This is a genomic window from Rhodococcus sp. 05-2256-B1, from assembly GCF_002258465.1.
GTDB lineage: Bacteria > Actinomycetota > Actinomycetes > Mycobacteriales > Mycobacteriaceae > Rhodococcoides > Rhodococcoides fascians.
The window spans coordinates 89,240-96,556 of sequence record NZ_NOZA01000034.1 but is presented as its reverse complement, the minus strand read 5'-3'; the positions used below and the strand labels follow the sequence as shown (position 1 = coordinate 96,556).

10 protein-coding genes are annotated in these 7,317 nt (G+C 63.0%); 5 read left to right on the top strand and 5 right to left on the bottom strand.

The features are described from left to right. The 3 genes from CH285_RS23765 to CH285_RS23755 all read left to right on the top strand — a co-directional run. Positions 1–115: acetyl-CoA carboxylase biotin carboxyl carrier protein subunit (locus CH285_RS23765; RefSeq protein ID WP_141214958.1), on the top strand; the 115-nt coding region annotated here is incomplete at its 5' end. Positions 116–199: 84 nt separating this feature from the next. Beyond that, on the top strand, positions 200–616 hold the full coding sequence (locus CH285_RS23760; RefSeq protein ID WP_027496469.1) for a DUF1707 SHOCT-like domain-containing protein: 417 nt from the start codon (positions 200–202) through the stop codon (positions 614–616). Continuing rightward, the gene (locus CH285_RS23755) at positions 613–1,299 is read left to right on the top strand and encodes a haloacid dehalogenase type II (protein WP_094642974.1); all 687 of its coding nucleotides are present in this window, start codon (positions 613–615) and stop codon (positions 1,297–1,299) included. Before CH285_RS23760 ends, CH285_RS23755 begins: the two co-directional genes overlap by 4 nt. Before the next feature lie 10 nt (positions 1,300–1,309). On the opposite strand, the gene CH285_RS23750 is transcribed toward CH285_RS23755, so the two are convergent. Genes CH285_RS23750 through CH285_RS23735 form a run of 4 tightly spaced genes read right to left on the bottom strand, consistent with a single transcriptional unit; the run spans position 1,310 to position 3,798 of the window. Beyond that, entirely contained in the window at positions 1,310–1,876 is a 567-nt protein-coding gene (locus tag CH285_RS23750; RefSeq protein ID WP_094642977.1) for an AAA family ATPase, read from the bottom strand. Positions 1,877–1,894: 18 nt separating this feature from the next. Next, on the bottom strand, positions 1,895–2,722 hold the full coding sequence (locus CH285_RS23745) for a hypothetical protein (protein WP_094642973.1): 828 nt from the start codon (positions 2,720–2,722) through the stop codon (positions 1,895–1,897). Between the two features lie 27 nt (positions 2,723–2,749). After that, the gene (locus CH285_RS23740) at positions 2,750–3,367 is read right to left on the bottom strand and encodes a class I SAM-dependent DNA methyltransferase (RefSeq protein WP_094642972.1); all 618 of its coding nucleotides are present in this window, start codon (positions 3,365–3,367) and stop codon (positions 2,750–2,752) included. Between the two features lie 29 nt (positions 3,368–3,396). After that, on the bottom strand, positions 3,397–3,798 hold the full coding sequence (locus tag CH285_RS23735; RefSeq protein ID WP_094642971.1) for a VOC family protein: 402 nt from the start codon (positions 3,796–3,798) through the stop codon (positions 3,397–3,399). Positions 3,799–4,030: 232 nt separating this feature from the next. Between CH285_RS23735 and CH285_RS23730 the strand changes: the two genes are divergently transcribed. Next, a complete protein-coding gene (locus CH285_RS23730) occupies positions 4,031–4,537 on the top strand; it encodes an alpha/beta hydrolase (protein WP_032370682.1) in 507 nt (168 codons plus the stop codon). Positions 4,538–4,692: 155 nt separating this feature from the next. On the opposite strand, the gene CH285_RS23725 is transcribed toward CH285_RS23730, so the two are convergent. After that, the gene (locus CH285_RS23725; protein WP_094642970.1) at positions 4,693–5,226 is read right to left on the bottom strand and encodes a nucleotidyltransferase family protein; all 534 of its coding nucleotides are present in this window, start codon (positions 5,224–5,226) and stop codon (positions 4,693–4,695) included. Positions 5,227–5,403: 177 nt separating this feature from the next. Here CH285_RS23725 and uraD point away from each other — a divergent pair, with 177 nt between their 5' ends. Beyond that, on the top strand, positions 5,404–7,308 hold the full coding sequence (gene uraD, locus CH285_RS23720) for a 2-oxo-4-hydroxy-4-carboxy-5-ureidoimidazoline decarboxylase (RefSeq protein ID WP_032366654.1): 1,905 nt from the start codon (positions 5,404–5,406) through the stop codon (positions 7,306–7,308). The last annotated feature ends 9 nt before the right edge of the window (positions 7,309–7,317 follow it).

Sequence of the window (7,317 nt, the reverse complement as noted above, 5' to 3'; positions counted from 1 at the left end):
AGCGATGAAAATGGAAAACCCCGTCACCGCCCACAAAGCAGGCACCATCACCGGCCTGAGCGTCACCGCAGGCGACGCCATCACCCAAGGCACCGTCCTAGCAGAAATCAAGTGACACCGACGTTCGATGCCGAACGGATCGACCCCCCGGGCGACTTTCGGCATCGAACGGCGGCGCGGATAGCGCTACCCTGTAGCAATGTCCGAGCTTCCGGAAATACGTATCGGTACCGCTGATCGGGAGAAGGCCCTCGATGTGCTGGGTCAGCACTTCAGCGAGGGCCGCCTGACGGTTCCCGAATTCGACGAGCGCAGTGCCACAATCGCATCCGCGACGACGCGTGGACAGCTCGAATCGGTATTCGTCGACCTCCCTGCCGCGTCCGGCACTGCGTCGGTCGCTCGATCCGGCACCGACGCACCGGCCGTGAAGGACCGCGGAATCGATTGGGCTGCAGTGGTGATGCCGATCGTCATCTTCGGATCACTTGCTCTGTTCTTTCTCACCGATTTCGACCAGAAGTGGCTTTTCTTCCTTCTCATTCCGCTGGCCGGAGCCATCCTGTCTGCGGTAGGACATCCGGCGGACAAGAAGAAAAAGAAGAAGAAGCGTTGAAAGCGCTGTTGTTCGACGTCTTCGGCACCGTCGTCGATTGGCGCACGAGCATCGCCCGCGAGGTCACCGACATCTGCGGGCCGGGAGTCGACAGCTATCGGTTTGCCGATCGGTGGCGGAGCCTCTATCAACCGGCCATGGAACAGGTGCGGTCCGGTGAACGGCCCTTCACTCGGTTGGACGTACTGCACCTCGAGTCCCTGCGAACGGTGCTCTCCGAATTCGAGATCGACCTCGATACGGACGCCACGGCCGACCTCAATTTCGCGTGGCATCGACTGGAGCCTTGGCCCGATTCCGTTCCCGGGCTCACGCGGCTGCGCACCGAGTTCGTCGTAGCACCGCTCTCGAACGGCAACATCTCTCTGCTGCTGGACATGGCCAAGAATGCCGGCCTTCCCTGGGACGCCATCCTCGGCGCAGAACCGGTGCAGGCGTACAAGCCCATGCCCGATGCCTACCTGCGTACCGCGGACATCCTCGGGCTGCGTCCCGACGAGTGCATGATGGTTGCCGCCCACAACAGCGACCTCGCCGCCGCAGCCGAGTGTGGCTTCGCCACCGCATTCGTCGCCCGCCCGCTGGAACACGGCCCGACGCAGACGTCCGACCTTGCTCCCGAAGCCGAGTGGACCTACAGCGCAGACTCGATCGAGTCCCTTGCCGACCGACTCAACTGCTGACAGACGCAGTTCAGATCCTCGCCGCCGGAACCAGTCGATCGGCCAGCCACCTGTTCACTTCAGCGTGCGATCGGAATCGCACGATCGTCAGGTCCGGTCGGCGCATGTTCAGTCGCTGAACGCGCGCGGCCGTCATCCGATGCGTGTTCCAGGCCCACCGGATGACGTGCTCGCGATCGAGAAATATGCGATGCAGCGGTGGCTCGAAGTTCCCGTTCCACAGCACTGTTCGACCCAGCCGTCGACGCACCGTTCGAATCACGATCTGCCGCATCACCGTTCGACGAGGCAGATCGAGCCACAGGCAGAGGTCGGCCCGATCGGCGAGTCGATCCCGCACAACGCTGTACTGCCACTCGGTGACCCAGGCCGGGCGGGCGATGAACTCCTTCACGTCCTGCTCGAACGTGACACGGGGCGTCCAGTCAGGCCCGTGATAGAGGCTGTCGATCTCGATGTGTTCGATTCCCAGAATCGATCCGAGACGAGCCGACACCGTGGTCTTACCGGAACCGGATGTTCCTGCCACCACGATTCGCGAGGGGCGACGCGATACCGCGTCGTTCGGTCCGAGAATCACGACTTCTTTCGCCCGCTACGGTTGAGCACAGAGCGCTACGATCGCGTCCGCCATGTTGCTCACGAAGTGTCGACGCGCCGTTTCGGGCAGCCGGTCGAGTGAGAGGTACGGGTTCAGGTCTTCGAGCTCGACCAACAGCAGCGTTCCGTCGACGGTGCGGCATGCGTCCACCCGCGTGATTCCGTGGTCGATGTCGTTCCAGTCGACGAAACGTTGCGCGAACTCTTCGTCCTGAGCAGTACTCGAGTACGGCTCCAACTCCCAACGTCGGCCGGGGTCCGGGGCGTACAGGGCGTATTGCACTGTGCGGCCGATGAAGTAGAACGACACTTCGTAGACAAAATCGATCCGCGGCTGAATCAATGTGCCCGGCTCGACTTCCGACAGTTCGGCGCGTCCGATCTGACGCATGCCGATCGAGTCGGCACCCCATTTCGGTTTCACCACATAGTTATTCACCTCGGGTAAGCGCGAGACGCCCCGCAAATCGTCGACGGTAGGTATGACCGGAAAACCATCTGCGAAAAGATCGACCAGGTACTGCTTGCCTCTCTGGTCGCCTTTGCCGGTCAGCTGGGTGAAAACCTTCGTGCCGTTCTCGCGCGCATGGCGAGCAAACGCGTCGAACGCGTCCTGGTATCCCAGCACAGGCCCGGAGTTCCGGATAACGACAGCATCGAATCCGTCCATCAGTGCCAGCGCATCGAGCGGGTGACACAGCGCGATGTCGACCCACTCACGAAGCTGCGAAGACAAGAAGATGTCTTCGTCGCAGTAGCGTCGGCCCCTCGACAGATACGCCAAGTCGGTCACGAACAGAACGCGTGGACGGGGTGCACACATCGGGCAGATCCTACCGGTCTCGAGACGTCACGATGTTCGCTTGCGGGCCAACAGAAATGCCTGCGATGTCGACTCGTATCCCATCGGAGCTCGATGCACGCGGACGTCCACCTCGAAGTTCGCCTCGACGAGCATGCCCGCGACCGCGTCCGGGTCGAGTCGGTATGCGTCGTACGAGACCGAGTGTCCGTACGCCTGCTCGAGTCGGACTCGCTCGTTGCCTGCTTGAAATGCCAACAGCAGCAGACCTTCCGGCACCAGCACCCGATGCAATTCGGCGAATATCGTCGACAATTGGTGCGGAGGCGTGTGGATGATCGAGTACCAGGCAACGATCCCCGCCAGGGAGCTGTCCCCCGCGTCCAATGCCTCCATCGATCCGACGCCGAATCGCAGGTGCGGGTGTTCGCGCTGCGCGACCTCGATCATGTTGGGCGACAGGTCTATTCCCGCTACATCGAGACCGAGGCGGTGCAACTGGTCGGCGATCCGGCCGGTTCCGCATCCCACTTCGAGAACGCCGCCGGTCGACACTCGGTCCGCGAATGTCGCCAACAGTCCGTGCTCGAGATGCCGCCCGTCGAGTTCGTCGCGAACCAGGTCGGCGTAGCTCTCGGCAACGGTATCGTAGGCGGTCCTCGTCATCGAAACATACTGCTGCTCGGTCACAGTGGTTACGGTACCGGCTCGCCCGGCGTCGCCAGGTAGGAGTGCGTCAGCATCTCGAAGAAGTGCCCGGTCGGGTCGCGGAAGTACACTCCGCGGCCACCGTGGTCGGTGTTGACGGTGCCGGGTTCGGTCATCCGAGGATCGGCCCAGTGCTCGACGCCCTGCTCGACCAGCCTGGTGTAGGCCGCATCGAACAGATCGTCGCTGACCCGAAAGGCATAGTGCTGACACTGAATATCGTCGAAGGGGGGCTCGGCGAACTGAACGAGCGTGCCGTCGGTGAGTTGGACGTTGACGAACGGCCCCCATGACGGCGCCTCCGGGAGAGCGAACAGCTCGCGAAAGAACGCAGCAGAATCGGAACTGCTCTTCGCAACGATGATGGTGTGATCGAACGAAATGGACATGCGCTGCCTCCTGGGCAGTACGACGCCTCCATGCCTGACGCAGTCCGTCATCGACACGCGACGCTGCGCCAGATGGTTCCACGAGGCACTGTGGTGCGTCAACCCTTTGTGCGCGTTTTGCGTACCCCGGGGTACGCAAAACGCGCACGACAGGATGGTGTGTCGACCGGTGAATTCACGGGCGAGCACCGGTCTTCTTCAGTGACAGCATTGCCGAGGAGAGGAACCCCGCATGGTCGGTCGACTTCTGTTCGTTCACGGTGCCGGCGGATTCGTCGACGACGCGGAGCTGGCGCACGGGTTGGCTGGAGCTCTGCGTCTCGAACTTCGGATGCCGGAGCTGTCCGACACCGCCATGGGTTTCGAGGACTGGGCCGAACCGGTTAGGCAGCACCTGGACCGACTCGGACCCGACGATGCGGTGATTGCGCATTCCTTCGGCGCATCGATCCTCGTCAGGGTCTTGACAGAACATCGCCGGGAATGGCCCGCGCGGGCCATTCTGTTGGCGATGCCGGACTGGACTCCGCGTGGGTGGGACATCGCCGACTACGCGTTCACCGACCGAGAGCCCGAGACCGACCTGATGCTCGTCCACTGCCGAGACGACGACGTGGTTCCCATTTCTCATCTGGCGCTGAACTCGAAGGCGCTCCCGTCGGCGACGGTGGTCGAGTTCCCGACCGGTGGTCATCAGTTCGACGGCATGATCGACGCCATTGCCGCCGAGGTCCTTTGACCGAGCGTCCCCGCCGGGACGCTTCTACTGGCTCCGGTCCTCGTAGTCGATGAGGAGGCGGGCTCGGTCGCACATGCAGACTGGGTGTCCGCTCACCGTGCACCGGACACAGCGCCTTCGTAGAGTCCAGTCCCGAGTGCACGAGAGGCGTCCGCTCACCGGTAGTCGTGGTCGATTCCCGTTGCCCATTGCGAACATTCGACGGCGATCACGTCGTCCCTCCCCCGCAGGAACTCCCGCGCCCCCGAGTCTCCCGACGCCGATGCCGCAGCTGCCTCGAGGTGTCGACGCGCCAGAACGACCGGATGACCTGGGCGGCCGTCGAACACTGCCCTGGCCAGACCCGTCCGGGGTGCGGCGTCGAGAACGGCGTGGACGACCTCAGGTCCGACGTCGGGTGTGTCGACCACGTGAACCACCACGTACTCCGCGTCCGATGCGGCTTCGAGCCCGGCGGCGAACGATGCGCTCATTCCCCGTTCCCAATGGGGAGCGTGTACTGCGGTCGCGCCATCGGGCACGGTGACGTCGGCCGCGCCCAGCACAACGATCACCTGGTCACAACCACCATCGGTCAGTGCCTGCACGGCCGTGCGAAGCCACAACCCGTCGTGAGCGAGCACTTTGGGCGATCCGTATCGCGTTCCGGCACCTGCGGCCAGGACCACTCCCACGACAGCGTCGGACATCGTCGCTCCTTCAGTCGTTCTGCCGAGTCTTGGATGATCGCACAACACGCGCCTCGAGCGCGGCGGAAACTTTGTGCTCGCTCGACTGGCGGCAGCGGTCGCAATGACCGATTCTTGGTGCACTTCTCCTGCAGCGTCGCAGGAATCCACCCTGTTGCGTCCGCGAGGTGCCCACCGATGTCCGTCAAGCCCATCACACGCAAGCGCGTCCATCCCGTCGACGAAGTGCTTCCTGTTCCCAAATTGGCCGCGTACGGGTTTCAACACGTGGTCGCGTTCTACGCCGGTGCCGTTCTCGTACCGATCATCATCGGCAGTGCAATCGGGCTGACCAACGAACAGCTGATCCATCTCATCAACGCGGACCTGTTCACCTGCGGTATCGCGTCGATCATTCAGTCGGTCGGGTTCTGGAAGATCGGTGTCCGGCTCCCACTTCTGCAGGGCGTCACGTTTGCCGGTGTGTCGCCGGTGATCGCGATCGCAATGGCCAACGGCGGTGGCACCGAGGGGTTACTGTACGTCTACGGTGCCGTCATCGTCGCCGGTCTGGTCACGTTCTTCATGGCACCGTACTTCAGCAGGCTGCTGCGCTTCTTCCCACCGGTGGTGACCGGAACTGTCATCACGATCATCGGCGTCGCGTTGCTGCCGGTAGCGGTCAACGATGCGGTGACCAATCCTGCGACACACGAACAGGATCCGACCAACGGTCGATGGATGGCGTATGCGATCGGCACTCTGCTGATCATCGTGCTGATCCAACGGTTCTTCAAGGGCTTCATGGCCACCATCGCCGTCTTGCTCGGTCTGGTCATCGGCAGTGCCGTCGCATTCGTGTTGGGGGACATGAACTTCGACGGCACCGCGGAAGCATCGTGGGTCGGATTCACCCAGCCCTTCCTGTTCGGTGTGCCCAAATTCAGTGTCGTCGCCATCATTTCGATGATCGTCGTCATGCTCATCATCGCGGTCGAAACCACCGGCAGTGTGTATGCGACGGGTGAGATCGTCGGCAAGCGCATCAAGAAGGACGACATCGCTGCCACGCTGCGGGCCGATGGAGTCGCCACCGTCATCGGCGGCACGTTCAACTCGTTCCCGTACACGGCATTCTCGGAGAACGTCGGCCTGGTCCGACTGACCGGTGTGCGTAGTCGGTGGGTGGTCGCCAGCGCGGGCGGCATCATGATTCTGCTCGGTCTGCTGCCGAAGACGGCGGCCGTCGTCGCCTCCATCCCGCCACCGGTACTGGGCGGCGCCGCACTGGCCCTGTTCGCGACGGTCGCCGTCGTCGGAATCCAGACGCTGTCGAAGGTGGACTTCACCGACCATCGCAACTTGATCATCGTCGCCACCAGTCTCGGACTGGCGATGCTCGTCACCATCCAACCCACCGTTTCGCAGGGCGTGCCGGATTGGCTCGAGATGCTGTTCGGCAGCGGAATCGTCCTGGGCGCCGTCTCTGCCATCGTCCTCAACGTCCTGTTCTTCCACATCGGGAATCGTGGTCAGGCCGTGGCCGGCGGTCCGGGTGCAGGTATCACCCTCGACCGGGTCAACGAGATGTCGGCCGAGGAGTTCGCCGCCACGTTCGGCGGTCTGGTGCAGGGCACCCCGTGGGTAGTCGAGCGTGCGTATCAGCAGCGCCCGTTCGCCGACGCCCACGGTCTGCGTGAGGCATTCCAGGAAGCCTTGTTGGCCGGTACCACCGAGGAACAGATCGAGCTGATCAACAGCTACCCCGACCTCGGCAGCGAGGATGCGACGGGCACCCTCAACGCTGCCGATCACGTCGGATTGTCCAACCTCGAGGAGGACGAACACGAGAACATCGTTCAGCTCGCCGCCGAGTATCGGCGACACTTCGGATTCCCGTTGGTGATCTGCGCCCGAGAGACCGAACGCTACGATCGGGTTCTGGCCAACGGATGGTCGCGGGTGGAGAATGCGCCGTCGGCGGAGCGATCTTTCGCGATGATCGAAATCGCCAAGATCGCGAACTATCGGTTCGACGATCTGGTTGCGGACGCCAACCCCATCGCGGCCGCGCGGTTCGGCCGGATCAACGACTTCAGATAGCGAGCGAGA

What these genes read in the sequence shown, in the direction of transcription:
- uraD (WP_032366654.1), top strand. Translation starts at nt 5,404, where the DNA reads ATGTCCGTCAAGCCCATCACACGCAAGCGCGTCCATCCCGTCGACGAA.
- CH285_RS23735 (WP_094642971.1), bottom strand. Translation starts at nt 3,798, where the DNA reads ATGTCCATTTCGTTCGATCACACCATCATCGTTGCGAAGAGCAGTTCC.
- CH285_RS23730 (WP_032370682.1), top strand. Translation starts at nt 4,031, where the DNA reads ATGGTCGGTCGACTTCTGTTCGTTCACGGTGCCGGCGGATTCGTCGAC.
- CH285_RS23725 (WP_094642970.1), bottom strand. Translation starts at nt 5,226, where the DNA reads ATGTCCGACGCTGTCGTGGGAGTGGTCCTGGCCGCAGGTGCCGGAACG.
- CH285_RS23745 (WP_094642973.1), bottom strand. Translation starts at nt 2,722, where the DNA reads ATGTGTGCACCCCGTCCACGCGTTCTGTTCGTGACCGACTTGGCGTAT.
- CH285_RS23740 (WP_094642972.1), bottom strand. Translation starts at nt 3,367, where the DNA reads ATGACGAGGACCGCCTACGATACCGTTGCCGAGAGCTACGCCGACCTG.
- CH285_RS23760 (WP_027496469.1), top strand. Translation starts at nt 200, where the DNA reads ATGTCCGAGCTTCCGGAAATACGTATCGGTACCGCTGATCGGGAGAAG.